Annotated in this window: 22 protein-coding genes; 8 read left to right on the forward strand and 14 right to left on the reverse strand. The window is 64.7% G+C overall.

The window, feature by feature from the left end:
- Positions 1-178: 178 nt before the first annotated feature.
- Both CWS39_RS25340 and CWS39_RS25345 read right to left on the reverse strand, forming a co-directional pair.
- A complete protein-coding gene (locus tag CWS39_RS25340; protein WP_102145670.1) occupies positions 179-1522 on the reverse strand; it encodes a glutamate-1-semialdehyde 2,1-aminomutase in 1344 nt (447 codons plus the stop codon).
- Between the two features lie 7 nt (positions 1523-1529).
- Positions 1530-2945, reverse strand: a complete 1416-nt coding sequence (locus CWS39_RS25345; RefSeq protein ID WP_233213686.1) for a sugar transferase — start codon at positions 2943-2945, stop codon at positions 1530-1532.
- Positions 2946-3437: 492 nt separating this feature from the next.
- Between CWS39_RS25345 and CWS39_RS25350 the strand changes: the two genes are divergently transcribed.
- Positions 3438-4529, forward strand: a complete 1092-nt coding sequence (locus CWS39_RS25350; protein WP_102145651.1) for a glycosyltransferase family 4 protein — start codon at positions 3438-3440, stop codon at positions 4527-4529.
- On the opposite strand, the gene CWS39_RS25355 is transcribed toward CWS39_RS25350, so the two are convergent.
- Genes CWS39_RS25355 through CWS39_RS25365 form a run of 3 tightly spaced genes read right to left on the reverse strand, consistent with a single transcriptional unit; the run spans position 4501 to position 8923 of the window.
- Complete coding sequence (locus tag CWS39_RS25355) at positions 4501-5514, reverse strand: glycosyltransferase family protein (protein WP_102145652.1); 1014 nt, start codon at positions 5512-5514, stop codon at positions 4501-4503. The two genes, CWS39_RS25350 and CWS39_RS25355, sit on opposite strands and share 29 nt — an antisense overlap.
- Before the next feature lie 11 nt (positions 5515-5525).
- A complete protein-coding gene (locus CWS39_RS25360) occupies positions 5526-7511 on the reverse strand; it encodes a glycosyltransferase (protein WP_102145653.1) in 1986 nt (661 codons plus the stop codon).
- Positions 7508-8923, reverse strand: a complete 1416-nt coding sequence (locus CWS39_RS25365; protein WP_102145654.1) for an oligosaccharide flippase family protein — start codon at positions 8921-8923, stop codon at positions 7508-7510. The genes CWS39_RS25360 and CWS39_RS25365 overlap by 4 nt, the downstream gene beginning before the upstream one ends.
- A gap of 134 nt (positions 8924-9057) precedes the next feature.
- Between CWS39_RS25365 and CWS39_RS25370 the strand changes: the two genes are divergently transcribed.
- A complete protein-coding gene (locus CWS39_RS25370) occupies positions 9058-10071 on the forward strand; it encodes a glycosyltransferase family 4 protein (RefSeq protein ID WP_233213687.1) in 1014 nt (337 codons plus the stop codon).
- Here CWS39_RS25370 and CWS39_RS25375 read toward each other — a convergent pair.
- Positions 10031-10813, reverse strand: a complete 783-nt coding sequence (locus CWS39_RS25375) for a WecB/TagA/CpsF family glycosyltransferase (protein WP_102145656.1) — start codon at positions 10811-10813, stop codon at positions 10031-10033. The genes CWS39_RS25370 and CWS39_RS25375 overlap by 41 nt on opposite strands.
- Positions 10814-11153: 340 nt before the next feature.
- Between CWS39_RS25375 and CWS39_RS25380 the strand changes: the two genes are divergently transcribed.
- From CWS39_RS25380 to CWS39_RS25390, 3 genes are read left to right on the forward strand one after another with little or no spacing between them, the layout of a single operon-like run.
- Positions 11154-11930, forward strand: coding sequence for a hypothetical protein (locus tag CWS39_RS25380; RefSeq protein WP_233213688.1), 777 nt, complete (start codon positions 11154-11156; stop codon positions 11928-11930).
- Positions 11917-13245, forward strand: a complete 1329-nt coding sequence (locus CWS39_RS25385) for an O-antigen ligase family protein (protein WP_158240409.1) — start codon at positions 11917-11919, stop codon at positions 13243-13245. Before CWS39_RS25380 ends, CWS39_RS25385 begins: the two co-directional genes overlap by 14 nt.
- A gap of 5 nt (positions 13246-13250) precedes the next feature.
- Entirely contained in the window at positions 13251-14864 is a 1614-nt protein-coding gene (locus CWS39_RS25390) for a DUF4832 domain-containing protein (protein WP_233213689.1), read from the forward strand.
- Here CWS39_RS25390 and CWS39_RS25395 read toward each other — a convergent pair.
- Together CWS39_RS25395 and CWS39_RS25400 are read right to left on the reverse strand one after the other, a co-directional pair.
- Positions 14851-15402: a GNAT family N-acetyltransferase gene (locus tag CWS39_RS25395; RefSeq protein ID WP_233213690.1), complete on the reverse strand. Its 552-nt coding sequence runs from the start codon at positions 15400-15402 to the stop codon at positions 14851-14853. The genes CWS39_RS25390 and CWS39_RS25395 overlap by 14 nt on opposite strands.
- 80 nt (positions 15403-15482) lie before the next feature.
- Entirely contained in the window at positions 15483-16571 is a 1089-nt protein-coding gene (locus CWS39_RS25400; protein WP_102145660.1) for a class I SAM-dependent methyltransferase, read from the reverse strand.
- Positions 16572-16585: 14 nt separating this feature from the next.
- Between CWS39_RS25400 and CWS39_RS25405 the strand changes: the two genes are divergently transcribed.
- Positions 16586-17140, forward strand: coding sequence for a dTDP-4-dehydrorhamnose 3,5-epimerase family protein (locus CWS39_RS25405; RefSeq protein ID WP_102145661.1), 555 nt, complete (start codon positions 16586-16588; stop codon positions 17138-17140).
- On the opposite strand, the gene CWS39_RS25410 is transcribed toward CWS39_RS25405, so the two are convergent.
- Genes CWS39_RS25410 through CWS39_RS25425 form a run of 4 tightly spaced genes read right to left on the reverse strand, consistent with a single transcriptional unit; the run spans position 17124 to position 20825 of the window.
- The gene (locus tag CWS39_RS25410; protein ID WP_102145662.1) at positions 17124-18152 is read right to left on the reverse strand and encodes an NAD-dependent epimerase/dehydratase family protein; all 1029 of its coding nucleotides are present in this window, start codon (positions 18150-18152) and stop codon (positions 17124-17126) included. The genes CWS39_RS25405 and CWS39_RS25410 overlap by 17 nt on opposite strands.
- A complete protein-coding gene (locus CWS39_RS25415) occupies positions 18149-18805 on the reverse strand; it encodes a PIG-L deacetylase family protein (RefSeq protein WP_233213691.1) in 657 nt (218 codons plus the stop codon). Before CWS39_RS25415 ends, CWS39_RS25410 begins: the two co-directional genes overlap by 4 nt.
- The gene (locus tag CWS39_RS25420; protein ID WP_102145664.1) at positions 18802-19584 is read right to left on the reverse strand and encodes a glycosyltransferase family protein; all 783 of its coding nucleotides are present in this window, start codon (positions 19582-19584) and stop codon (positions 18802-18804) included. Before CWS39_RS25420 ends, CWS39_RS25415 begins: the two co-directional genes overlap by 4 nt.
- The gene (locus CWS39_RS25425; protein ID WP_102145665.1) at positions 19581-20825 is read right to left on the reverse strand and encodes a class I SAM-dependent methyltransferase; all 1245 of its coding nucleotides are present in this window, start codon (positions 20823-20825) and stop codon (positions 19581-19583) included. The genes CWS39_RS25420 and CWS39_RS25425 overlap by 4 nt, the downstream gene beginning before the upstream one ends.
- 335 nt (positions 20826-21160) lie before the next feature.
- Between CWS39_RS25425 and CWS39_RS25430 the strand changes: the two genes are divergently transcribed.
- Positions 21161-23215, forward strand: coding sequence for a carbohydrate-binding domain-containing protein (locus CWS39_RS25430; protein ID WP_102145666.1), 2055 nt, complete (start codon positions 21161-21163; stop codon positions 23213-23215).
- A 313-nt stretch (positions 23216-23528) separates the two neighbouring features.
- Positions 23529-24269, forward strand: coding sequence for a hypothetical protein (locus CWS39_RS25435; protein ID WP_102145667.1), 741 nt, complete (start codon positions 23529-23531; stop codon positions 24267-24269).
- 14 nt (positions 24270-24283) lie between these two features.
- Here CWS39_RS25435 and CWS39_RS30095 read toward each other — a convergent pair whose 3' ends face one another.
- Together CWS39_RS30095 and CWS39_RS25445 are read right to left on the reverse strand one after the other, a co-directional pair.
- On the reverse strand, positions 24284-24562 hold the full coding sequence (locus CWS39_RS30095) for a 2Fe-2S iron-sulfur cluster-binding protein (RefSeq protein ID WP_102145668.1): 279 nt from the start codon (positions 24560-24562) through the stop codon (positions 24284-24286).
- The coding region (locus tag CWS39_RS25445) for an alpha/beta fold hydrolase (RefSeq protein ID WP_142386935.1) at positions 24559-25488 on the reverse strand (930 nt) is incomplete at its 5' end. The genes CWS39_RS30095 and CWS39_RS25445, both read right to left, overlap by 4 nt.

The raw sequence follows: 25488 nt of genomic DNA on the forward strand, positions 1-25488 counted from the left end.
GCCACCTCAAATTCCACGAAGACCGGGACAACCTCCGGTATGGAGGACGAGTTGTGAAGGGAGAAGACTACATCCGGCCGGACCCAAGCTGAGCAACCAGCGGAACCGGTTTGAACAGTGGCCATCGGAATCGACTCCCATCGAATGCACTCCTCCCCTAGTGCCTGCGAACCGCAACTCACCCGCGTCTGCGCAGTCTGCGGGGATAAGCCGACCCTCTGATCGCCGGCGCCACCGGCCTGCCTTCCAGTAGGCCGTCCACGGATTCACGATCGATTGCCTGCCGGTACACATGTAGCGCAGCCGACGCCGCGTCAACTGTCTTCTCGACGTCGGAGTCGCTGTGGGCGGCCGAGGTGACGAACGATTGGCCGAGGACACCGCCACGCAGCAGCTCCTGAAGGAATAACGCTCGAAATGCCTGGGACGGAACCAATTGCGCATCGCGGGTCACGAACACCAGACACGACGGTCGTCCCACCACCTGCACATGCGCGGACAGCCCCAGTTCCGCTGCGGCCGTCGTGACGCCGTCCGCCAACAGCTCGCCGGCGCGCTCCATCCGTCCGATCGGATCCTCGGACGTGTATGCCTGCGCTACGGCACGAAAGGCCGCCAGCGACGCGGTCTCGGGCCCGTGTGTCGTTGACAGCAGGAAAACCCGATCGCCGTCGGTGCGCAGGCCCCCCAGCTCCATGAATGCTCGTCGACCGGCCAACGCCGACAACGGAAATCCGTTGCCCATCGCCTTGCCCCAGCAGGACAGGTCGGGCGTCACTCCATACACCTCTTGCGCACCGCCTGCCGACCACCGGAAGCCGGTGATCATCTCATCGAACACCAGCAGCGTCCCCGTGCGGTCGCACAGTTCGCGGACTCCCTCGAGGTATCCCGGTTGCGGTTCGGCGCTGGCCGTCGCAGCCTCCATCACGACACAGGCGATATCGTTGTCCGCCAAGACTTCGGCCAGCGATGGCAGATCGTTGTAGGCGAACCGAACCGTGTCGCGGGTAACCGCCTCAGGGATTCCGCTCGCCATCGGCGTGTGGCCGATGAACCAGTCATCGGTCGAGAAGAATGGTTGATCACAGATCGCGATTTTCGTCCTACCGGTCGCAGCGCGCGCCAGCTTCACGGCAGCCGTCGTGACGTCGGATCCGTTCTTGGCAAATTTGACCATGTCGGCACCGGGCACCAGGCGCAGGAAGTCCTCCGCGGCGTCGAGCTCGTGGACGGTGGGCCTGCTGAAGCTGACCCCGTTGGCGATTGCCGCGCGGACCGCCTCGACCACCGGCGGATATGCGTGGCCCAAGGTCACTGCGCGCAAACCCATTCCGTATTCGATGAACTCATTGCCATCCGCGTCCCACACGCGGCACCCATTGCCACGTACCAAAATCGGCGCCATGAACTCCGGGTACTGGTCTGAACCCCGCGCATAGGTGTGTGCGCCACCGGGGACGAGGTCGTGCAGCCGAGTCTGCAGCCAGTTGGACTGCACGAATGACATGTGCGAAGTCATGCCGTGCTCAGTATGCACCGGAACCCAACACGACGGCCTTCAGCGTGCTTGCGACGATGACGAGATCGCTTACCATGGACCAGTTCTCAACGTAGGACAGGTCCAGCCGCACCGAATCTTCCCACGACAGGTCCGACCGTCCGCTGACCTGCCACAGCCCGGTGATCCCCGGTGGCACCAACATCCGGCGACTGACCTGGTGGTCGTAGCGATCAACTTCGGTCGGCAACGGGGGGCGAGGGCCGACGACACTCATGTCCCTGCGCAGCACGTTGATGAACTGCGGGAGCTCGTCGATGCTGTACCGACGTAGGAACCGGCCGACAGGAGTGACGCGCGGATCCCGACGCATCTTGAACAGAACACCGTTGCCGTCGTTCTGAGCCGCGATCTCGTGCAGGCGCTGATCGGCGTCGATCACCATGCTGCGAAACTTGATCATCGCAAACGGCTGTCCGTCCAGGCCTATTCGCTCAGATAGGTAGAACACCGGTCCGCGACTGGTGAGCTTGATGGCCAATGCCGCCGCCAACATGACCGGCGCGGCCGCAACCAACACGAGCACCGAGAAACACACGTCGAATGCCCGCTTCTGAAAACGCTTGGCGCCTTCGTATTGGGGTTTGTCGACATGGATCAGCGGCTGTCCGCCGACCGGGCGAACCATGAGGCGTGGGCCTGCGACGTCGACAATCCCAGGTGATACCACTAGGTCGACGTCCAGCCTCTCCAGCTGCCACGAGAGGTCCCGGATCTCTTCGGGCTGAAGGTGTCCCGAAGTCAGCGCCACAGTGTCGGCATCAGCCGCGAGTACCGCCTCGGTGATGTCACCATGATGCGGAAGCGTCGGGATGCCGTTGACGGACGGAATTTGCACACCGTCGCCGCCCGGCACACATACGCCGACAACCCGATAGCCTTCCTCGGGATGACGTGCGAGGGATTCGGTGAGAGCCCGCACCGAGCTGAGATGACCAACGGCCAGAACGGAATTGGTGAACTGCCCGCTGCGCCGCCGCGCCTCGATGTACCGCCGTGCTAGCATGCGGTTCGTCGTCAAGGCGATCAATCCCAGGGGCAAGGCCAGGGCCAGGTAGCCGCGGGCAATGTCCAGATTCGCCAGCGCCGAGATCATCGCGATGGTCGCGAACACCGACAACGTCGCGGTCCACACCCGCCGGTATTCCTCGAGGCCATGACCGAGCACCTGCGGTGAACGCGTCCGGTGGATGGACAGGGCGGCAATCCACGCAGCCAGAATCACCGTCGACACGAAGGCGTAATCGATGTCGGAGTAGTGGGCCAGGCTGTCGCCAGTGATTGCGCCAAAACGCAATCCCTGCGCGGCAGCCACGACCGCGGTCGCCGCTACCACATCGGAGCACAGCAGCCACCGCGCGTAGCGACGCTGCCACGACCGCAACGGGGCAGCCGACCGCACGGCGGATCGGGGGGATTGCACCACAAGTTCAGGCGCTGACAACTGCTCCGCAGAAGACTTGCTCAGATCGGCAATACTCACGCCTGCTATCACCCCCTCTGCAGTTTCAGCTAAGGCCAGCTCAGTCTGGAGCAGACTATCTTGGACTAGGAACTGAAAGGTCGCATTTGTGGCGAGCATCACACTCGCGACGCCGTCTCTTGAGCAGCCTTCGCGACTTGTTCGGCAACGCTGTACATCCGGTTATCTTGGTAATTTACGGCTGTGGCGAATAGCTGACGCCGAGTGTTTGTAACACGGTCAGCCTCAATACCGCTGAACGTGTGACGTCGGAACGATGCGGTTACCGACACATAACCGGTAACCCACCGCGAGACAGTGCGCAAGCATCGGCGTGAAGTGGCAAATTTTTTGATCTTTAGAAAATCCTAAGGGCGCGTCAATTGATCCGTTTGCCATCGTTACTATGTACCAATGCACAGGCCGATCCGGGTACTCACCATCGGGCCCGCCGCGGCGGGTCCGCATAGCCGGGGTGGCATGGCGTCGGTCATGCGGTTGATGCTCGAGGACGCCGACCCTCGGTTCGCCGTCCGGGCGGTGCCGACATTCGTCGATACCGGTGTGATCGCACGGCTGTTGGTCGGCATCGGAGGAATGTTTGCCGCCAGCGCTCTGATCCTGTTCGGCCGGGCTGACGTCGTTCATGTCCATCTCTCACACGGCGGCAGCGTGGTGCGCAAATCGCTGCCGCTGATGGCGGCGCGTGCGCGGGGTGTTCCGACGATTGTGCACGGGCACAGCTTCAATTTCTCTGGCTGGATGGACCCGCTGCCGGGACCGGCCCGCCGCCTGGTCCGCGCGGTTCTGCGGGCCGACCGCTGGTTGGTGCTGGGACAGACACTTTCGGCGGAATACTGCCGCAGTCTCGGCCTTGGCGACGACCAGGTGGAGGTGCTCTACAACCCGGTGGCATTGCCAGCGGTGCCGCCGCGTGGCGTATGTGAGCGACGGCCGCTGATGGTCCTGTCTCTGGGGCGGCTCGGCCAACGCAAGGGCACCTACGACTTGGTGCAGGCAATCGAATTGCTGCCCCCCGACATCCGCACTCAACTGGCTGTCGTACTCGCCGGTGATGGCGAGGTCGACAAGGTGCGGCAGGTGATCACAGCACGGGGACTCGACGACGTCATCGACGTGGTCGGCTGGGTAGACGCCGACGGACGCAACGAGTTGCTCTGTCGCGCAGACATCTTCGTGCTGCCCAGCCATGACGAGGGGCTACCCATGGCCATCCTCGAAGCCATGGCGCACGGCGTGGTTCCGCTTTCCACCCCCGTGGGTGGCATACCCGAGGCCATCACCGATGGCGTCGACGGATTGTTGGTTCCCCCGGGCAACCCCGCGCAGCTCGCCGACGCACTGCGCCGGCTGGTGGAGTGTGACGACCTCCGCGCCCGCCTGGCCGTTGCCACCCGCCAGCGGGCGGAGGCGTTCGACATCGCCGGTTGGCGCCAAGAGCTAGCCGAGCTATGGCTCAGCCTGGCTGGGCCGCGGTCTTGCTGAGCACGTCGAGCAGTGCCCGCGCGGATACGGGCGCCGAGTATGTGCGACGGTAATGGTCGAGCGCCGCAGCGCCTCTCGCCGCTGCACGATCGGGATCGGCCAGTGAGTCGAATGCACGGGCGAGGCCGTTGACGTCGTCCACGTCGATCGGCGGCTCACCCGGCGGCTGGAACTCCGGCAGCGCGCCCACGCTCGACACCATCGGGGTGACGCCCAATTGCATGGACAACACCTGCACGCCGCTCTGCGACGCGCGTCGGTAATGCACAATCGAGCCCTTGGCCCGCGCCAACACCGGCAGCACATCGGCATAGCGGAACGAATCTCGATGCCACACCACGTGTTTAGGCAGAGCGCCGCGCCAGTCACCGTCACCCACCAACACCAGATCGTCACCGGCCCAACCGGGACCTGCGGTGTGCCGCTGCCACGCCTGCAGGCATGTGTCGATGTTCTTGTAACCGTTGAGCCGGCCCAGCAGCACGAAATCACGCCGCTCACCGGCCGGCGCAAAATCCGGCACCTCGGCGTCGTCCAGATCGCTGGTCAGCGGCACCACGGATGACGCACCGACCGCCTGCGAAACGTAGCGGCTGAACGCGACCCGGTGCGCCGACGCCGCCCAGCGACCGAAGAGTCCGCGCTCCCAACGTGGTCGCATCTCTCCCGCGTCGTGCGGCCGGTCGTCATGAATGAGTTCCACCCGCGGCACGCCCGGCGCGAACGCCAGCCAACGGGGATCTCGCACCAGTTCGGCGACCACGACATCCGGCGCAAAACCACGCACCCGCCGCAAAGCCCGGGCGGTAGACGGCCACGTTCGTGCGGTCTTGGGCCGTGGGTCCAGCACCAGCTCGTAGGGTCGGGCAGCGTCAGAGGACGGATGCTGGTCAGACGTCACCAACAGCAGCTCAGCACCGGCAGAGCGCAGCGCTTCGGCGTAAACCCGTGCCAGCGGCCGCATCCACGGCGACAGCCAAAGCACCCTCAGCCCCGTCACTCGGATACCGCTTCGATCGCCGCCTCGTAGGCGTCGGCCATCGCTTCGACCGTGTAGCGTTGCTGCATGCGTTGAAAGCCTTTTTCACCCAACGCATTCCAGTTATCGGTGGAGCGCAGCGCGCGGTCGAGCACCGCCCGCCAACCCGCCACCGATATGTCGTCCACGAGGAAACCGGCACGCCCGTCGTCCAGCATGTCGGCGACCGAGCACACCGCCGATGCAGCGACCGGGATGCGGCGGGCCATCGCCTCGAGAATCACCAACGGGAAAGCCTCCGATCGGCTGGGCACACACAGCAGGTCGCAGTCGGCGAGAGCATGGTCCGGACCGGGTGACCAGCCGCGCCACGCCACCCGGTCGGCGAGGTCGGAGGAGGTCAACGCCTGCAGCTTCTCGCGGTCCGGACCGTCGCCGTAAATCGAAAGCCGCCAAGGTAATTCGCGGAGCCCGTCCAGTGCCTCGACGAGCAGATGCGGGTTCTTGTGCGTCGCGATACGCGATAGCATCACCAGATGCGGGACTGCGGGGACAGGGGGCCGACTGGGCGCGGCCGCCTCCCCGGCCGATGACACCCCGTTGGGCGCGAAAAAACTGCGGCTTCCGAGCCGTTGATGCGCTGTCGCCTCCGCCCAATGGCGCGGTGAGAGCGCGATGAAACCGTCGGCTCGGCGCATCGCCGCCGCCAATCCACGGGAGTAGGTGGGGCCGTCCGGCTTCGGCGGGATGTGCGCCGCGACGAGCCAACGGCGATCATGGCCGACTGTCCGCCACAGCGTTGCAAAGCCGGTTTCGGTGTTGGTGTCACCGCTGATGACGACGGAGCGGCCCGACCCCACATCGATCGCGGGTGCCCACCACGGCTGGCGTACGACCCGCACCGACGCCGGGATCTCGGCGACCAGCGGACCGAACCGCTGCATGCAGACGATCGTCACCTCGTAGCCGCGGCGATCGAGTTCCGTTGCCAACAGCACATGTTGACGTTCGGCGCCGCCGAACACCAACCGGTTCGTGGTGATGATGACCGACGGCCGTGGTCCGGCGGGACGGCGACGGGCCGCACGTTGCCGGCGCGCCGATCGCTGCACCCGGTCCAACACCGAGGTGCCGGCCAGGTACAGGTCGGCTTGTACGCTGCCCTTGTCGAGCTCGAGGTTGAGAGCGATGTTGGCGCGCAACAGGTCTCGTGACCGCAGGCCGGCCACCAGATCGCCGGCGACGGTGCCGTGGCCGGTGTGCACGACGCCGGGTTCGTCAACGAGCTCGAGTGACCAGCCCGCGGACCGCGCCCGGCGCTGCCAGTCCGCCTCCTCGCCGTACAGGAAGAACTCCTCGTCGAAGCAGCCGACGGCGTCCCACGCCTCGCGACTGACTGCCAGACACGCACCGGTGAGATAGCCCTCGACCGAAGTCGGCTGCCCCCGATACAGCTCCGAAAATGGGGTGCCCCGCAATCGGCCGGCATATCCGGCCCGAGACACGAGCGCGCGAGCCAGGCTGTGCTCCCGGTGGGCGACGTCCCAGTCGCGGCAGTGCGCCGGATCGGCGGTGTCGTCGAGCACCAGTGGTGCGGCGGCCGCGACCCCCGGCCGGGCCAGTGCCGCGAACGTCCCCGTCAACGGCCCCTGCAGTACCGCGTCGGGGTTGAGCAGTAGCAGGTTGTGGTCTGGCACCTCGCGCGCCAATGCGTTGATCGCCGCGGCGAATCCCACGTTTTCCGAGCCGAGGAACCACCGCACGTGTGGGTGCTGCTCGACGAGGGTGTCCATCCCGGGAAATCCCGGACCTGAGTTGTCCCACACCAGGATTGGCAACTTCGGCAGGTACTTGGCCGCGGCGGCCAGGCAATCGGCGAGCAGCCCGGGGTTTCGGTAGGCGACGATCAGAATCGCCGCGTCGCGGAGCGTCGCCCGGCTCGACGGCGGGCGAGCAGTGCGGAAACGCTCCGGCAGGTACGCCCGGTCGAGTTCGCGGCTCATCGGCCATCTCCATTGTCAGCCAGCACCGCTCTGACCACTCGCGGTGTCACCGGTCCCACAGTCAGGTTCACGGCCAGGTAAACCGCCGCGGCAAGCGGAAGCGTCACCAACACCGGGTACTGCCGCATTGAAATCGCCAGCGCCACAGCCGCTCCCAGTGGAACAAGCAACCGCAGCGCGAACATCCACGGCGTGCGGTAACCGGCAAGGTGGCCCAACCGCCACGTCACCACCACCAGCCCGATCGTTTCGGTCAGCACCAGTGCGGCACCGGCGCCCACTGCCCCGTATCGAGGCGCCAGCACGATGTTGAGCACGATATTGCCGATCAGGTTGATCAGGTTCAGCCGGAACAAGAACACCTGGTCATGCGCCGCGAACAAGGCCTGGCTGATGGCGGCGGTCAGGAAAGTCAATGCGACAGCGACAAGTAGAAGCGCCAGCGTCCGGCCGCCGTGCAGCACGAATTCCGCGGAGCCGATCAACTCCACGATCGGGCGGGCCAGCAACACGCCGACGACGGCGATCGGTGCGCCCAGGAACAGCATGGACTCGACGGAGCGCGTGACGAACCTGGTGAATTCATCGCGGTCGCGCGCGAACGATCCGGTGGCTGCCGACAGCGTTGAAGACTGGAAGAACGTGGAGAGCACCGACACCGTGAAGGCCAGCGTGTATGCCAGACCGTACACGCCGACCTGGTCGGCGGTGCTGCGCAGGCTCAGGATCACCCCGTCGGCACGCCAGTACAGCACCGCGATAATCAGCACGCCGGTCTGCGGCAGGCTTTCCCGCAGCAAGTGCCAGCTTTCGGCGAGTGAGAACACCGGGCGCCAGTCGGTTATGCGCGCAGCCGCTGCCCCCTGTATGACCAGCACGACGACGGGTGGTACCAACTGCACGAGCGCAAACGCGACTGTGTTCGCGTGCAAACTGATCAGGAGCATTGTCGCGCCGAGTGAAGCAACCCTGCTGACGAAATCGGACCAGGCGACCGCGGTGAACCGCACCTTGGCGAGAAATATCGGCTCGAAGCAGCTCGTGATGGTGGTGAGAATCAGGCCGCCGGACACGATCAGCACCATCTGGACCACCTCGGTCCGATCCCGGTATACCAGCACGCCGGAGGTCGCGGCGAGCGCGAACAACGGCAGGCAGTACACCAACGACAAGCCGGCGTTGACCCGAACCAGCCGCTGAAGATCGCCGTTCCCGGACATCACCCGGCGCACCAGCACCGCTCCGACGCCTAACTCGGTCAGGCTTGTCCACAGTCCGACGAACACCACCGCAGTCGTCAGCTCGCCGTATTCGGTCGGCCCCAGATGCCGGGTGGTGGCGGCCACCGTGAGTACCGACGCCACCATCCCCACCGCGCGGAAGATCAGCTGCTGACTGAACGCGTGAGCCATGGCGCGGTTCGACGCCAGCGCAGGTGGTGTCGAATCCGCCTTGTGAACGCTGTTACCCTCCGAATGGTCAGCAAACTGATCCGTGGAGACCGATGCGCGCGTATATACCTTTGCCCCACGGTCTTTCCGCAACCGTGTGGGCAGCCAGGTACGACCGCGGCGAGGTGCCGGACGCCTCACCCTACGGACTCCACAAGCTGGGTGAACACGGCATCGACGTGATGTTCGGTGAGGCGACGTTCGGCCACATCGCCGAACGCGTGGCTGCGTCGGTGCGGTATCGGACGTCGGGCATCGAACTGCTCGAGGGGCTCGCCGAAACCCGGGCCCGTCGCGCCGCCGACGTGGTGCTGGCGTACGACGAGCGCACCGGCATGCCTGCCGAACTGTTGCGCACCCGCGGACAAGCACCGGTGGTGCTCGGCGTCGGATGGCTGACCCACCGAGCCGCGACACCGCGAGTTCTTGCCGCACTCGCCGGTCGGGCACTGCCGCGTGCTGCCGCCGTCTTTGCCCAATGCGCGCCCGTATTGCCTGTGCTGCAACGCGACTGGGGCGTGCCCCGTTCGCGACTGCATTTCGTGCGGGTCGGTATCGACACCGACTTCTACGAGGTGCAACCCGAACCAGAGGACGACGGCGTCATCGCCAGCGCGGGCGAAGACCGTTACCGCGACCATGCGTTGTTGGTCGAAGCGGTGTCGCGGCTGCGACCGAAGCATCCGGGTATCCGGCTCGAGCTGGCCACCGGTCTGCCGGTGGTGTTGCCCGAAGAGCTTGGCACGTTGTACCGCGGCCGGATGGACGGACGAATGCGCGAGCTGTACCGCCGGGCCGCCGTAGTGGCGATAGCGCTGAAACCCACCATCAGCGGTTCGGGGTTGACGGTCGTGCTGGAGGCGATGGCCAGCGGGAGACCGGTGGTGATAACCGACAACCCGGGCATCGCCGATTACGTCGACCACGGCGTCACCGGCCTCCTGGTGCCCCCCAACGACGTCGACGCTTTCGCCGCCGCGATCGGCCAACTCATCGCCGATCCGCATCGACGCGCGGAAATGGGTGCGGCCGCTGCGATTCGAGCCCGCGAGCGATTCACCTCCGACGTCATGGCTGCTGACCTGGCCGCACTGGCGAAGTCGACTTGACTGTCGCCTCAATCGTTGCGTGCCGCAATCGGAACAACGCCGGCGGACCCTGCACCAGGTATCGACGCACCAACCGACGCGGCTCCTTGCGTAACCGGTAGAGCCATTCCAGTCCGTGGCGTTGGTAGAACAGTGGTGCCCTTTCCACCACTCCGGCAAGGAAATCCGCGGCCGCGCCGAATGCGAGCAACACCGCCGCGCCGGTTTCGGCCGCATGCCGCTGGATCCACAGCTCCTGACGTGGCTTGCCGAGCCCGACAACGAGGATCTGAACGCCGGCCGCCCGAATCTGGTCCGCCAGCGCGGCCGACGAATGAGCGCACTCGACCTCTTCCCGGGTGGGCGACCAGAACCGCGCCGGCGGCGCCTGGGGATGGCGCATCTTCAGCACCCTGCTGAGGCGGGTGTGCATCTCGGGAACTCCACCGAAGAAGCCGACCCGGGCATCCCGGGCGGCAGCCAGGTCCAGAATGGGTTCGAGGAGATCGGCACCGGTGACTCGTGGCCACGGCCGGCCCACTAGACGGGTGCCGCGGAATGCCACGGGTGCACCGTCGGCCAGCCACAGCCAGTCCGGTTGACTCCCGATCCGCGCCCGACCCGGGCGGAAATGGTGCAGGTGATCAAGGTTGACCGAGCCGACCGCGAGCGGCGCCGGATGCGGCACCTCGAGCCGCCGCACGACGTGACTGAGTACCTGATCGGCGGTATGGCTCACCACCTGGACGTCACCGATCCGCATGTGTACGGGATACGTCAGCAACGTCAGCAGCCTTTCGTCACGGCGGTCGGAGACAGCTTGGTCACAACATCATGGCAAACTCAACACCGAACCGCAGAGGCAGACGGGTAAACGGGCTGAGGTGGCCGAGATCATCGTGGGACACATATCTCGACCCCGACGTGCGAGATGCCACCCAACCCGGCCCTAGTAGCCAGTCGACTGCGCGCACCTTCGACATCTTGCTCGCTAGCCGATCTTCTCGCAAACGTCAGACTGCACAGTTGGGTGTGGGCCGGTCCCCAATTTTCGCTATCGCACTTCAACAGATACTATCCACGAGATTGCGCGCCTTTCACTCATGACCAGTAATGCAGGGGGTCCCGACTTGAACGTCGCCCAGTTCCTGCGGTCGCTGTTACGGCGACCCGCCGCACTGGCCTTTCTAGCAATTATCACGATGATTGCCGGATATGTCGGGTGGTCATCCACCTCGTCGGTGTATCAATCAACAGCGGTCGCGGTGGTCATCCCGCCCGGCAGCGGCTCGCTGGATGCGGGCCTGAATCCGCTGATCAACTTGAACACCAACATGGCCCAGCTCACCGCTGTTGTGGCAACTGCTCTGCAAAGTGACGGTGGACACCGGGCGGCCAAGGAAGCCGGCGGGACTGGCAACTTCACCGTCAACACCACGTTCGGCGACCAAGCAGTGTTCGCGCAACTCACCTCCCAATTGGTGATCGTCGCCGACGGGACCACGCCGGACTCTGCCCGTAGCGCGGCGGCGGCATTGGTCGAATACGCACGCAGCTGCCTCAACAAGATTCAGCTCGACTCGGCTGTGCCCGTCGAGAACAATGCCCTGCTCATTCCGTCCGTAGAACCCAGCCAAGCGGTGACGCTGCCGACCAGCGCGGTGCGGGCTGCGGCGGCCTACGCTCTGGGCGCTTTACTGGGCGGCGTTGCGCTCCTACTGCTGTTCGACGCGGCCCGGGAGCTCAGTCGACGGTGGCGCCGACACGGTGCACACGCGGCGGAAAATCAGTGGCCCGCAGCCGACGACGACGATGAAGGTGCCTCCGACGCTGAAGCCACCGATCTGGACGGAGCATCGCGGAGTGATGCCCACTGCTGACGTGAGCAACGCCTGCGGTCCGATCAAGCCGGGTATCGACACTCGAAGAATCGGACCATTGATCCTCGCGGTCGGCGGATTCTTCTTGCTCGGCATGCGCCAAACATTTACGGTCCCACTGACATTCGGGCTCAGCCTTGGCCAGTTGCTGCTCTACGTCGGTGCTGCCATCTGGGCACTGATCGGCACGGACGTGGAGAAGTCCGGGATCGTCAACCGATGCCTGGTCATCGCCATACTTGGCTACCTGACGACGTCGTTGCTGTCCTATGGGGCCGCGATGGCCCGCGGTACTGTACCGCTGGGCTTTACCTTCGGCGGTCGCTACATCTTCGCCGACCTCGCCCTTACCGCAATGGCGATCGCGATTATCGCGATGGTCACCACTACGGCTCACATTGCGTTGGTGCTGAAGGGTCTGGTGCTCGGTGGAGCCCTGTCGGCCGCCTTTGCGATCGTCCGCCTTGTCGCTGGGGTCGACCTGGCGCCACTGTTCATCCTGCCCGGCCTGAAGGCGAGTGATTTCCTTCTCGTCACCGACCTTGCCAGGGAAGGCATCGAGCGGGCGCAGGGCAGCGCAGGGCACCCCCTCGAACTCGCCGGTGTGCTCACCGTAGTGATCCCCCTTGGCCTGGGCATCATCGCGAGCGCGCGGGCAAGAGGACAGCGCACCTGGCCCTGGACCATATGCACCGCAGTGCTGATATGTGGTGCGGTCGGGACGGTTTCGCGGTCGGTGGTGGTCGGCCTGGCCGTAGCCGTCCTGGTCATGGCGTGGCGTTGGTCGATTGGACGGTTCGCTGCGACGCTACTTGCGGGTGGAGCGGCGGTCGGACTTGGACTACTGCTGCAAGTCCACATCGTTTCGGCGATCATGCAATCGTTTGCGAACACCTCCACGGACTCGTCGATCGCATCGCGGGCATTGGGGGCGGCCTATGTCGCAACGCATTACCGGGATCACTTCTGGGTGGGGCAAGGCGCCGGCATGTACCCGGCGTATCGCCAACCGGTGCTCGACAACCAATATCTCTCCAGGCTGATGGAGACGGGCGTGCTCGGGCTGGTCAGCTTCGTGGTGTTGATCGCGGTAGCGCTCGTGCTGGCGCTTCGGGCCTCGGCGGCGACCGACCAGGGCATCGCCGAGCTCGCCGGCGGCATCAGCGGGTCGCTGGCCGCGCTGGCCGTCATCAGCACGATCCTTGATGTCAGTGGCTTCGTTCAGATTTGGACTGTCACCTGGATACTCATCGCACTGTCAGCTGTGGTGTGGCGGCTGCACCGCGACGGCCAGCACGAGGAGGCCCACTCCTGAGACGAGTGCAGGCCGCAGCGACGGCGCTGGTCGTTGCGTTGGCGGTGGTCGGTTGCGGATCGCCCGACCCCGAGCCGGCCGCAACGGGCATCATGCCGTTCACCGCCCCGGATCTGGTCAACCCACTGCGAGGCCAGTATGAGAACTTGGCGACTCCGCTTTTCCCACAGGGTAATCCGGCGCAGGACGCGCTTGCGCCCTGGCCCGGCACAACCGACATGAGTCTCCGGATCGACTGGCGCACGCTGCAGCCGCACGATCCGCGCAACCTCCCGCGTGATGTCTCAGACGCCATCAAGTTCGACTTCAGCGTGATCGACCGCGCCCTGGCGACTGCGGCGAGCAGTGGCCGCCGGATCGGGCTGCGGGTGACGGCGTTCAATTCATGCTGTGACTCGAACTATCCCAACGGGTTTGACATCTCCGTGCCGGACTGGCTTCGCACCATCCCGGGGGCGACGCACACGTATCGGCACGCCGGCGTCAGCTACGTCATACCCGATTGGAACAACAAGGCGTACCTGCTATATTTCGCGGATCTGTTGGCGGCCTTGGGCCGACGGTACGACCGCAACGAACGCCTCGCCCTGGTGGAGATGTCCGGCTACGGCGATTTCAGCGAAAACCACAACGCGTTCATGCGCGACACGCTCGGAATCCCCGGGCCGGCACCGGAACTCAGCGAACGTGAACTCGGCTACTTCAGTCAGTACCGTGATCAGTACATCACCAAGGACTCGATCGCTTTCCTGGTCAATGCGAACCTGGCTGCCTTCCCCAACACCCAGATGATCGGCGCGATCGGCAACCCGGAGATCACCAAGCAGTTGTTCCGCGACAGCGCATTGCTGCGTGGACGCGCCAAACCTGTGGGCATCCGCGCCGACGGTCTCGGCGCGTTTCGCCCCATTCCGACCTGGGCGGCACACCGGGATTCGCGGTATGTGCAGATGCGCGACCCGATCGTGGATGTCGTGGCCAACAGATTCCGCACCGCCCCGATCGTCACGGAATGGATCCCGAATCCGCCGCCGACCACCAACACCGATTATTACCTTAGGGGCCTGCGCGACGTGGTGAACGACCACGTGTCGATGACCGCCAGCACCGGTTTTCCACATCAACTCAACGACGACCCGATGCCGCGGGATCAGTTCGATATGTGGTCGAGGGCCAACAAGTTCAGCGGCTATCGCTACGCCGTCGTCGGCATCGGGGGGCCCGAGGCGGTGCCGTCGTCGAGTCCTGTCACGCTCAATTTCCGCTGGACGAACTTCGGCTCGGCGCCGGCCTACGAACGATGGCAACCCGAATACGAGGTCGTGTCAGCATCGGGCCAGGTGATACGGACCCTGCCGGCCGGTGTCGATCTGCGCAGCCTGGTCGCAGATCAACACTTTCAGGACATCGCCGACGTGCCGGCAGCCAAGTCGGTAGTCGACGTCGTCACCGTCGAGAAAGGGCTTCCCCCAGGCCGTTACACGGTGCGGGCGCGCGTCGTATGGCACGAGCACAAGCCAAACGCCTCCAACACGGTGGACTTTCCGCCCATGCAGCTGGCGCAATATGGACGCGACGGTGACGGCGGCTACCCGGTCGCGGCGTTCACCGTGCAGTGAGCCGCGACGTCGACGTGCGCGGCCAGTCCGCGCGGATGAGGCTCCACAGCGCGTGGTCACGCCGCTGACCGCCCACGCTCATATAGCTGCGCATCACGCCTTCACAGACGAATCCCAACCGCTGCGCTATGCGCGCCGTCGCCGTGTTTCCCTTCGCGATGGGCGCCGTAATGCGTTCCACCCCGAGGTCCTCGAACAGGTAGGCGATGACGAGTTGTACGGCGACGGTCCCGACACCATCGCCCGCGTGCCGCGAAGCAACCCAAAGCCCGAGTTCACTTCTGCAGTGGAACAAGTCGATCCATGCGTCGCACTGGCCGGCAAGCCGACCGTCGACCTCGATCACGGTATGCAGGCCGCTGCGGTTACGCATACGCCGCCGCGCGGAAACGCACTCGCGCAACCAGGCGCCGCGGGTATGACGGTCGGGCCAGCTGAGTTCGGAGTGATCCCAGAACGGTTCGATCAGTTCCTGGTCGGCCAGCCGGATCCGGCGCCACTCGCCGGCGTCGGCGAAGCGAGGCGTCCGCAAAGTCACGGTCGTACCGCAGCGCGTCACGCCACAAAGAGTCGGTGCCGCACCCAGAATGCGCTGCGCCCGCGACGTCGGCGCCCAACTCATTGCTGCGGCAATCGATCGACGTCGACCCAGCGGCCCGCCAGCGTTGGAAGCCGAGATGTCACCTCCGGCAACAGATCCGGTACCGTCAGCAGTACCACGTCCGGCTCGGCGTCGACCAGCGCGTCAGGTGAGATGATCGGGATGTCAGTGCCCGGCATTCTGCGGCCATGCTTGGCCGGCGATGCGTCAGCAATGCGTGCCACCAGTGCGCTGTCCAACCCTGCGCGCGCGAACAGCGCAACCGCCCGCGATGCCGCCCCGTACGCGTAGACCCGGCGGCCGGCACAACGCTGTGCCTCGAGCCACGACCGCAGCAACCGCGTGTGTGCGTCCGCAGCATGTTGCAGGGATCCCACAAATTCGGGGCGCAGCACCGGCGCGTCGGCCGTCAAGATTTGGCGCACTGCCGCGTCCGGTTCGATGTGGCCATGCACCGCAGCCAACAGCACGGTGCCGCCGTACAGATCGAACGACCACGACGTCGCTACCGACATGCCCACAGCGGTGAGCAGGCGCACCAATGCCGGCATCGAGTAGTACGCGAAGTGACCGTGCCGTAAGGCATTCCACTGCTGCTGCGCGACGATCGTCGACAGCGCGTGGTACTGCAGCAGTAGCACGCCGGTGGGCGCCGTCGCGGCCGCCCGCTCTCTGATCGCGGCGCGCTGATCGGGTTCATGCATGATGCCGAAACAATCCACAACCACATCGGCCGGGTCAGTTGTCGCCGTGAATCCTTGCTGCGCAAGCAACGGCAGCCAGCTGCCGCCGTGCGGACTGCCAAATTCACGGACGGTCGAACCGGACAGCCATTGCTGCACGCAGTTCACTGCCTCGACGGCCTGATCCTTGAGCGCCTGCGGTTCTACTCCGCGGGGCTCAGAGCTGGCGGTGTCGTCCTGCGCGAGCTGCGCCAAACCGCAACCGGCGCATAGCAGCATCGCCAGGGGATGCGAGGCCTCATCGGGCCGTACGGGCTGATCCGCCGGCGGGAAGCAGTCAGCGGCCGGCACCGCGCCGAGGTCCAGTACCTGCGTCAACTGCCCGTCTCCGCATGCCCGGCATCGGGTTTCGGGTCGAGTCATGGCAGCATGGCTCCATGCACATCGAACAGGCCGGCCTGAGCGGTGTCGCTGTGTTTGTGCCACAGCCCCGCCGTGACAACCGCGGTCTGTTCACCCGTACCTTCGACGCCGAACTCTTCGATGCCTGGCTCGGTGTGGCGGGTGCCTCGGCATCGTTCATCCAGGACTCGCCGTCCCGCTCGAGGCGCGGGGTGGTCCGGGGTTTGCACGGCCGGCGAGGCCGCGGCGAGGCCAAGCTTGTCCGCTGCGCCCACGGCGCGGTCTATGACGTGTTGGTGGACGCCCGGCCGGAATCGCCGACGTTCGGCCGACATGAGGCGTTCGTCCTGGACGACAACGACTTCCGCCACTTGTACGTGCCGCCGGGGCTGCTGCACGGATTCCAGGCGCTTACCGAAACCGCGGACGTGTGCTATCGCATCGACCGCGCGCACGACCCGAGCGATGACGTGGCCGTCGCATACGACGACCCGGACCTGGCCATCGACTGGCCCCTGCCGGTCACGGTGGTCTCGGACCGGGATGCCGCGGCGGGCAGCTGGCCGCAGTTTGTCAGCAGGCTGCGCTGACACGGCGCATCGTCTCGTCGATTCGTGCGGCATCGCGCAGATACTGCAGCCGCGCCAGCCGGGTGAACTTCTGCTCGAAGTCGCTTCGCGTCAATCCATATTCGGTATAGGCGTGGTAGAGCTCGGCGGCGCCGTCGGCGATCGACAGGTGGGCCTGGAAGCCCAGTTCCTTGCGGGCCCGGCTGAAGTCCACCCGATAGGACCGCGGGTCGGGTCCGGTTTCGCCAGTGATCATCAGAATTGACTCCGGGACGGCGTCGACCACCTCGTGCGCGATCTGGGCCACCGTCACGTTGTTGGACTCCGCGCCGATGTTGAACGCCCGGCATGAGATCGACGCGACCGGAGCATCCAAACAAGCGGTAAAGGCACGGGCGATGTCGACGGCGTGCACCAGAGGACGCCACGGGGTGCCGTCGGAGAGCACCCGCACCACCCCGGTCAGCACGGCATGGCCGACCAGATTGTTCAGTACGATGTCGGCGCGAGGACGCGCAGAATAGCCGAAAGCAGTCGCATTACGCAGAAATACCGGCGCAAACCCGCTATCGGCGAGCCTCGCGACGTCGTCCTCGACACGCACTTTACTAATGGCGTAAGGCGTAAGCGGGCGCAGCGGCGCCTCCTCGTCGACAAGATCGTCGCCGGCCGCCCCGTACACCGAGCAGGTGGACGCATAGAGAAACCGGCGCACGCCGGCCTCCCGGGCCAGGCGCGCCAGCCGTACCGATGCCCGATGGTTGATGTCGAACGTGACCTCCGGATCCAACGCGCCCAAGGGGTCGTTGGACAGCGCCGCGAGGTGAACGACCGCGTCGAAACCCTCGAGCTGCACGAGTGACACGTCGCGAAGGTCGACCGCCAGATTGGGCACCTCGGGCGGCGGTCCGCCGAGAACGCAGGCATCGAAGTAGCCGTTGTCCAACCCGACGACCTCATGGCCGGAGCCCTGCAGCACCGGCACCATAACCGTGCCCAGATAGCCTTGGTGGCCGGTCACCAGAACCTTCACGCGGTATGCCCTTCCACGAACCGAACCGTCGCCTTCTCGACGACGAACGCCTCTGCGTGTTGGCTGCGGCACTGCACTCCGCGCAGTCGCGACAACCCGGAAAACGTTGCGTCATCGAACCACTCCCGGGCAGCCTGCGACGGGTAGTGCTTGTGCAACAACCGCACCTTTTCCTCAATGGTGCTGGTATCCAGGGGATGAAACAGGTTCGGCGTCGGGCTGTCGGTCTCCCACTTGACGATCTCGTAGCCCAGCGTTAGGTGATCGCGGAACTCGGTGGGGACGAGCTCGGCGAGAGTGCGGTGGTCTTGATGGGCGTCGTGGCGTTGGGTCGCGAATACCAGATCCGGTTCGCAGGACTGACGAAATAGGCTGAGTGCGTTCTTGATTCGGTCCCAATATGCGGGTGCTCGACCGTCGGGCACGTCGAGGATGGTCAGAGCCACCGTTGCCTGCGGGCAAAACGCGGACAACGCATCTCGCTCCTCGGATTCACGGGGGGTACCGGCACCCGACAGGACCAGCGCGTGCACCCGAAGCCCCGGATTGGACCGGCTCAGCGTCAGCAACGTGCCCCCCATTCCGATGGCGATGTCGTCACAATGTGCTCCGAGCACTGCGATCTCGCTGACACCGGCCTGCAATGCGATCACGACGCGACGCTCTCCCACAACATCCATGGCCGTTCGCCCCGCCGGTATCCGGCGTCGAGTTCGGCCCGTTCCTTGAAGGTGTCGGCCGGCTTCCAGAACCCGACATGCCGGTACCCGTAGAGCCGGCCGTCGGCGGCGAGCTTGCCGCAGACGTCCTCGACCAGATCGCAGTCTTCGGTCAGTAGGTCGAGCACGTCACGGGACAGTACGAAGAACCCACCGTTCTCCCAGATGGGTAGCTGCGACACGGGGGTGATGCCGGTGACGGTTCCCGAATCCGCGAGATCCACGCAGTGAAACGATGATTGCGGTGGCACCACCAACATGGAGGCGGCCGCCCCCGACTCCTTTACCTTCTCGATGATCGTGTCCATCGGGGCGTCGGTGAGGACGTCAGCGTAGTTGGCCAGGAAGTAGTCGTCGTCGGCCACGAAATGACTCACCCGCCGGAGTCGTTCACCGATGGGTGATTCCGGTCCGGTGTCGACGAATGTGATTGTCCAGTCGCTGATGTCGGACGTCAGCAGCTCCACCTCTCCGTCCCGGATGACGAAGTCGTTGGACACCGCCTCCTGATAGGTCAGGAAGTAGTTCTTGATATGCGCCGCGCCGAAGCCGAGGCACAGGATGAAGTCCTTGTGACCGAAGTGCGCGTAATAGCGCATGACGTGCCATATCAGCGGTCGTGGCCCGATCATCTGCATCGGCTTGGGAATCATGTCGTCGGAGCCGTTGCGCATCCGCATTCCGTACCCACCGCAGAAGAGCACTACCTTCATGGCGCAATACCTCTCGTTGGTTCGACGATGTGCAGATTGGGCAACGGGTAGACCAGTCGGGCGCCCCACTCGGCGGTATATGCCAACTGGTCCGTGATTTCGGTTTCCAGATTCCAGGGCAGCACCACGATCATGTCGGGACGGTCTTTGTCGATCCGCTCGACCGGATGGATCGGGATGCGGGTTCCCGGCGTGAATTTGCCGTGCTTGTACGGGTTTCGGTCCACGGTGTATTCGATAAGATCCGGCCGGATGCCGCAGTAGTTGAGCAGTGTGTTGCCCTTGCCCGGCGCGCCATAGCCAACGACGCGCTGGCCTTGGGCCCGCGCATCCAGCAGGAACCGCAGCAGTTCATGGCGCACCCGCTCAACTCGGCGGGCCAGCGCGACGTAACCGGTGACGTCGTGCAGACCGGCGTGCTCTTCGGCGGCCAGCACCGCGGCGACCCGGCGGGTGGGCTGGCCCGCCGCCCCTTCCGGCCTGGCCCACAGCCTGATGGACCCGCCGTGAGTTTCGATGGTCTCCACGTCGACGACGGTCAGTCCAGCGGTCGCCAGGGCGTGGGCCGCCGACGCCACGGTGTAGTACTGGAAGTGCTCGTGATAGATGGTGTCGAACTGAGCGAACTCGACCAGGTTGAGCGCGTGATGCACTTCGATCGACAGCCAGCCGTCGTCGCCGAGCAGGATGCGCAACGCGCGAGTGAAGCCGAGCAGATCCGGAATATGGGCGTACACATTGTTCGCCACGACGAGGTCGGCCGGGCCGTGTTCGGCGACGATATCTGTTGCTGTGCGCTCATTGAGAAACGCAGTCACGGTAGGCACGCCCCGCGCGGCCGCCGCGGCGCCGACGTTCACCGACGGCTCGACCCCGAGACACGGCACCCCCGCGTCCACCACGTGACCCAACAGGTAGCCGTCGTTGCTGGCGACCTCGACGACAAGCGAGTTGCGGCCCAGGCCAAGCCGCTCGATCGCCCGGCCCGCGAATTGGCGGGCATGTTCCACCCAGCTCTGCGAATACGACGAAAAATAGGCGTATTCGGTGAAGGTTTCCTCTGGCGTGATCAGCGCCGGAATCTGCAATAGCAGGCAGTTCTCGCACAGCCTAAGATGCAGCGGATATGTGGGTTCAGGCTGGTCAAGCTCATCGGCGGTCAGGAACCTCTCGCAGGGCGGCGTCGCGCCGAGATCAAGCACACTCAGCAGGCGATCAGTTCCACACAGCCGACAAAGCATACCTAGGCCTTCGCTCTCTTTCGAGATACTGCAACCAGCATTTCCGTAGAGTCGACGCACGAATGGCAACCCCGCGACACCGCAGCGCCCAACTCTGGGCGGTAGGTTAACAGACAATAGCAAACTTGGTTGATTTAGCTATAGTTCCACGCGACCGATGGTGGCGCGACATTGCTGAATCGCATCGCTCGGCACGTCGCGGTTGCTTGCCTCGGTGCACCCAGAGAAGCCCGAGAAAGGCTTGTTACCAAAGTGATAGATGATTTCTTTGTGAAATAAGTGACGATCGGGAAAGCTCGACAGCAACATCGCGCTTAACCCCCGAGGGAGCCGTCATGTTGCGCCTGCGTCCGACCCTCGCGTCCGCGGCGGCGGCAGCTGTGGTGGCGGCCGCAACTGTCGGTGTCGACACGACACCTTTCGCGCTCGCCGCGGATTCGACGGCGCTGGAGAGCGAGGCGATGAGTGTCGCGCCTGCTGGAGGGGGCTCCAGCTACGCCGATACCAGCGCGTCGGGCGGGCAGGCCTTGGGGTTATGGTCGAATTCGACCGCCTCGGCCACCGTCTCATTGCCCGATTCGGCTCGGGTGCTGGTGCGCGCGAAAGGACAGAAGTGCCGCGGCGCGCCGAGCATGCGTATCACCGTCGATGGCACGACGATTGGATCGACAAGCGTCAATGCCACGTCGTGGGCCGACTACACGGCATCGGCCAACATCCCGGCCGGTCTCCATACCATCAGCGTCGCGTACACGAACGACTACCGATCACTGGTCTGCGATCGAAATCTCCTGCTGGACACGGTGACAGTGGTAGCAAGCGCTCAGGCAACGTCGTCACCCACGACAACACCGACCACGACACCGCCGGGAGGTTCCGCGTCGCTCGGCGCGGTTATCCCGTTCGCCGCAGCTGATGTCAACAATCCCAAGCGCGGTCAGTACGAGAACCTCGGCGTTGGCCTGTTCCCGCAGAGCCAACCCGCGCAAAGTTCATATCCCGCCTGGCCCAAGGCATTTGACGCCGGCGGCCGTTTCGAGTGGAAGGATCTACAACCGGCCGATTCGCGAACGTTCAACTTCACCCCGATCGACAACGCGATCGCTGCGACAGCCGCGCAGGGCAAGCGGTTCCATTTTCGCGTCATGTCGTTTGCGTCATGCTGTGAGACGTCCTATCCCAACAACACCAACGTCTCGGTTCCCTCATGGCTGCGTGCTACGGCGGGTGCGACCAAGGATTACGTCAAGAACGGGATCACCCACGTCATCCCGAACTGGGACAGCGGGGCGTATCTGACGGCCGCCGAGAACCTGATTGCCGCACTGGGCAACCGCTACAACAAGGACGAACGCGTCGAGTGGTTCGAATTCTCCGGCTACAGCGATTTCAGCGAGAACCACAACGCATTCATGCGTGACACGCTGGGCATCCCGGGCCCATCACCGTCGAATAGCGTGGCGTCGCTTGGCTACTACAGCCAGTACCAGGACCAGTACATCACGAAGGCCTCGATCGCCCGACTGGTCAATGCGACGCTACGGGCTTTTCCCGACACCCAGATTCTGACCACCGCACAGAACGCCGAAATCGTCAAACAGGCGATGCGCGACAGCCCTGAACTGTCCGGGCTGGCCAGACCGGTCGGCGTGCGCGCCGACTGCCTCGGAGTCTACGAACCGGCGCAGACCTGGGCCGTCAACCAGTGGTCGTATTACGTACAGAACAACGACCCGATCATCCCGGTGCTGCTCAGTAGATGGCGCACCGCGCCCGTGGTCACCGAGTGGTGCAACTTCGCGCCCAACGGTAACCAGGCGCTGTTCGACAAGGCCGTCAAGGACACCGTCAACTACCACGTATCGTTGCTCTCCAGCACGGTTCCGACGTATGAGGGTTCGACCACGATGCCCGCCGATATCTATGCCCTGTGGGCGAAGGCAAACAAGTTCGGCGGCTACCGCTACGCAATGACCGCGGCCACACTGCCTGCCAGCGCGACGGCCGGAAGTGCGGTACCGCTGTCGGTGCGGTGGACGAACTTCGGGAGCGCACCCAGCTACGACAAGTGGAAAGTCACCTACGAGATCCGCGACGTAGCAGGAACTGTGCGGCAGGCGGTCGAATCCTCATTGTCGTTGCGGGAGCTGGCCGCCAATCAAAACTACACCGCAACCTCGCAGGAACCGGCGCCGCAATCGGTCGACGACTCCGTCACCCTGCCCACGGCGGGCCTAACGGCCGGCACGTATTCGGTCGCGGCGAAGGTGATGTGGGACGAGCACAAACCGGCTGGCACCAATGCCGTCAGCATGGCACCGATGAATCTCGCGCAGGAGGGTCGCGACGCGAGCGGCGGATACCCGATCGGCGTCATCGAGATTGGGTGATCGTCGATGCCAGTCCGCTTGCGGGATTTCGGCGAGTTGGTTGCGGTGAGAGCAATGTGGTGAGCGAAACTAGACGCGCCGAAATCACCTCGCGGTTCTTACCAGCCGGGCATACGTCGCAGTATGGCCGAACTGCAATTGGTCGCTACTGACAGACCCGCAAATTGGTGTCTTCCACCTGCATACCCGTTGAAACGCCTGGTGCCAGCGCATCCCGACGTCACGACTGCGCTTTGCCCCTTGCGCTAGCAAACACGAACGAACACAATGGGACGGGTAGGGGTTTGCCAATTCGCCTATACGGGGGAAGACGATGTTTCGGTGGAAGCGCAAGGTCGCTGCTGCAAGGCATGATTCGGACGCTGCACCACAGCACGTCGATAGAGGCGATGCCGACGGTGATGCTTGGGCTGACTTCTTCGACCCGTACAGCATCACTGTTTCCGTCGACGCCGGCGACAACACCCTGATGGTGGATTTCACCAAAATTTTCGACCGCATCACCGAAGTATTCGAGCGGTACGACATGTCAGGCCACCCAGTCGGTTTGGTAGACATCGCCGACAACGAAACGTGGTCAGCGATGCTGGCGTCAGGATTCTGCGACGACCTCTGCCAACACATGGCCGCCTCGGCGGCCATGATTGTGCATCGACGATATCCGGCGGCCCGCGACATGCCGATGGATCACCGGTTGGACATGGCCGTCGAGACCACGGGGTTCACATGGACCCATCCCGGTGAAAGTCTGACGCTCGCCAAACAGATCGTCGCCGACCATCTCCGCAACAGGGTGCAGACCTCCTATGGAGTCGCAGTCCTTGCCGACTGCCGGCATCCGGGCAGGCCGCTGTGCGAAATGCTGCAATCCACCTTCGAAGTGTGCATCGCCGCAATCAGCGTCGCATCCGCTCTACCGCGACGGGTAAGACCACTTCGCACCCAATGTGATTGGGAACTTTCCCCATCCTCGCGAGACTGCAGTTGTCGTGGAAAGGTACGAGTAGCGGCCACGATAACTACAGTCTCGAGAGTGCCGCCGCCGTGCAAGTAGCGGCACTTCACGGGTCACGGACACACCGCCGGCGCGTCGTCTCGGACCGCGCGATCCGCGGGCAGTGTGTAGGTGACGACCGCTTCCGCCTCTTCGGGGCCGCGGTTCATCACGACGTGGGGCACTGGGGTACGGCCGCTCTTGACCGTGCATACACATGTGGCGCAGGCCGATTCGCGGCACACGTACGGCACTTCGAGGCCGTTGTCGAGCAGGACATCGAGCAGCGGCGTATCGGCCGGCCAGTCGAAATCGTAAGCCCGGCCCTCGAACTCGACATAGAGCGACTTCAACCTGCCACCTCGATGCGGCTCGCCTCGACCCGCCGCGCATTGGCCGTCAAGGCCAGCAGCTGCGCCGCCACCTCGCGATGCCGTTCGTACGGCAAGAAATGCCCCGCGTCCTGGAAGACGACCACGCGGCTGTTCGGCAGATAGTCGGCGATCCGATAGGCATGTGCGGGCGACGTCAGAAAGTCCCTGGTGCCCGCCATGACGATCGCGTCCAGATCATGGAACGCGGCCAACGCGTCATATCGGTTGTGCTGCAGGATCGATCGGCCGAGTGCCGCGACCGTCCGCGGGTCGGCCTGCGCCGATTGCAGCACGGCCCGATTCAGGTCGTACCGCCGCGGACTCTTCCCGAAGCCGCCTCGGGCGCCCTGCCGGACAAGGAACAGCGGTTTGCTCGGCGTCCTGAGCCGCCCCGCAAGCATCAGCGCCATTCCCAGCAGAGCCTCCATCCCCCGGACCCGGCGCAGCGCACCCAGGAGATGGCCCGCGCTGGTTGCCACGAACGCCACACCCGTTGTGCGCTCCGCGACCATCTGCGGATGACGCTGAGCCAGCGCCATCAGCGTCATACCGCCGAGAGAGTGGCCGCCGAACACGATCCGGCCCCGCGGCACCACATCACCGATCACCGCGGCCAGGTCATCGGCGAGGTGCTCGATCGACGCCACTAAAGGGCGGAACGAATTCCCGTGCCCCCGATGGTCATACGCGAGCACTCTAAGGGATGGGTCGGCTTCGACCATCGACGCGGCAACGGTTTCCCAGATACGGCCGGACAGCGTCCAGCCGAGTGTGAGCACCACTGTGACATCCGCTTCGGGCGAACCCCATTCGGTGACGTGGACCCAGCCGTCGTCGACGATTACCCGACGTTCGCGTCCCCCGGGTGATTTTGGCGTAGTTGGTTGCGCTGAGCGCAACCAACT

It is taken from the genome of Mycobacterium hubeiense (assembly GCF_002838065.1).
GTDB lineage: Bacteria > Actinomycetota > Actinomycetes > Mycobacteriales > Mycobacteriaceae > Mycobacterium > Mycobacterium hubeiense.

Coding starts and splice junctions, on each gene's coding strand:
- CWS39_RS25340 (WP_102145670.1), bottom strand. CDS start 1,522: ATGACTTCGCACATGTCATTCGTGCAGTCCAACTGGCTGCAGACTCGG.
- CWS39_RS25350 (WP_102145651.1), top strand. CDS start 3,438: ATGCACAGGCCGATCCGGGTACTCACCATCGGGCCCGCCGCGGCGGGT.
- CWS39_RS25360 (WP_102145653.1), bottom strand. CDS start 7,511: ATGAGCCGCGAACTCGACCGGGCGTACCTGCCGGAGCGTTTCCGCACT.
- CWS39_RS25365 (WP_102145654.1), bottom strand. CDS start 8,923: ATGGCTCACGCGTTCAGTCAGCAGCTGATCTTCCGCGCGGTGGGGATG.
- CWS39_RS25375 (WP_102145656.1), bottom strand. CDS start 10,813: ATGCGGATCGGTGACGTCCAGGTGGTGAGCCATACCGCCGATCAGGTA.
- CWS39_RS25380 (WP_233213688.1), top strand. CDS start 11,154: ATGACCAGTAATGCAGGGGGTCCCGACTTGAACGTCGCCCAGTTCCTG.
- CWS39_RS25385 (WP_158240409.1), top strand. CDS start 11,917: ATGCCCACTGCTGACGTGAGCAACGCCTGCGGTCCGATCAAGCCGGGT.
- CWS39_RS25400 (WP_102145660.1), bottom strand. CDS start 16,571: ATGACTCGACCCGAAACCCGATGCCGGGCATGCGGAGACGGGCAGTTG.
- CWS39_RS25405 (WP_102145661.1), top strand. CDS start 16,586: ATGCACATCGAACAGGCCGGCCTGAGCGGTGTCGCTGTGTTTGTGCCA.
- CWS39_RS25420 (WP_102145664.1), bottom strand. CDS start 19,584: ATGAAGGTAGTGCTCTTCTGCGGTGGGTACGGAATGCGGATGCGCAAC.
- CWS39_RS25425 (WP_102145665.1), bottom strand. CDS start 20,825: ATGCTTTGTCGGCTGTGTGGAACTGATCGCCTGCTGAGTGTGCTTGAT.
- CWS39_RS25430 (WP_102145666.1), top strand. CDS start 21,161: ATGTTGCGCCTGCGTCCGACCCTCGCGTCCGCGGCGGCGGCAGCTGTG.
- CWS39_RS25435 (WP_102145667.1), top strand. CDS start 23,529: ATGTTTCGGTGGAAGCGCAAGGTCGCTGCTGCAAGGCATGATTCGGAC.